General features: G+C 36.8%; 1 protein-coding gene and 1 pseudogene. Both read right to left on the bottom strand.

The window, feature by feature from the left end; all coding sequences use genetic code 11:
* Positions 1-15 precede the first annotated feature (15 nt).
* Positions 16-123 (bottom strand): annotated as a pseudogene (locus tag BPMYX0001_RS35045) (hypothetical protein); the annotation flags it as partial.
* A gap of 315 nt (positions 124-438) precedes the next feature.
* The gene (locus BPMYX0001_RS25520) at positions 439-1,146 is read right to left on the bottom strand and encodes an IS6 family transposase (RefSeq protein ID WP_033799379.1); all 708 of its coding nucleotides are present in this window, start codon (positions 1,144-1,146) and stop codon (positions 439-441) included.
* Positions 1,147-1,238 lie beyond the last annotated feature (92 nt).

Raw genomic sequence — 1,238 nt, 5'->3', positions numbered from 1 at the left:
AGTTTTTGTAATTTATCAATTCATGCTGTAAATTGTCCAAGATAAATATGTAGCAAAAGCAGACCATAAAAGATAAGGGGTACGGCAACGATTCAAAGAATACCCCGCCACATCTGAAAAATTTTCCAATTCGGGCGGGTATTTTTATTATGATTTATCTTGTAGTTTCCTATATAGGGGCACGGCAACGATTCCTTCTTTTTGGGGCCACTCACAAAACAATAGGTAGAACTCAAAGGTCTTTTTGAATTTGTAATCAGTATAGCAATGTAACCTAATCACGCAGCAAACATTAGTACACATTCAGCACCGTATCAAATGAAAGTGTCAAAGGACCCCAAATAACTATACTGTTTACTTTATGACAATAGAAGTGGTTCTGGTGCAAAAATCATTTGATAAAGACATAGAAACCTACATAGTCTGTTCAATGGCAGATTATGATGCAATTCCAAACAATTTATGTATGAACCTAACTTCGTTTTGGGTAGACTTCACCCACAGGTGAAGTTGTCCTTTTTTCATCATATGCATGGTTTCAACGCCACTCAATATAGAAGTGGCTGTTTCATATGACTTGAATCCTAACATAGAACGCACACGTTTCTTAATGAAACGGTGATCCTGTTCCACTATATTATTGAGATATTTAACTTGTCTTATTTGTATGCCTTCAGGCATACGTTTCTCTTCTTTTAATTCTTGAATTGCTACAGGATAGGCTGGGTTCTTGTCTACTGTTATAACGCGAGGTTTACAAATATGAGAAGCAGCCAAGGCTTTCTTGAAAAAGCGCTTGGCTGCTTGTTTATCTCTTGATTCACTGAGATAAAAATCAATGGTATTTCCTTCTGAATCGACTGCGCGATATAAATACATCCATTGACCTTTTACTTTCACATACGTTTCATCGACTCTCCAGGAATCATTTGTTGTCTTAAGATGACGTCGTACTCTTTCATCTAATTCAGGTCCATATTGATGCACCCAACGCATAATGGTGGTGTGAGCAATAGACAAACCTCGTTCCTCCATCATTTCCACCAAATCACGAAAACTTAGGTTGTACCGTAGGTACCATCTTACCGTTAATAAGATAATATCAGGTTGATAGTGCTTCCATTTGAACAAATTTTCCTTTTTCATACCGATCACACACCTTTTTTAGAGTAATAGTATCAGTATGTCCAAGATTTAGAGATTATTTGCAATTTCCCTGAAGTTTTTGCACCAGAACC

Source organism: Bacillus pseudomycoides DSM 12442, from assembly GCF_000161455.1.
Lineage (GTDB): Bacteria > Bacillota > Bacilli > Bacillales > Bacillaceae_G > Bacillus_A > Bacillus_A pseudomycoides.
This window is presented reverse-complemented; position numbering and strand designations above follow the sequence as displayed.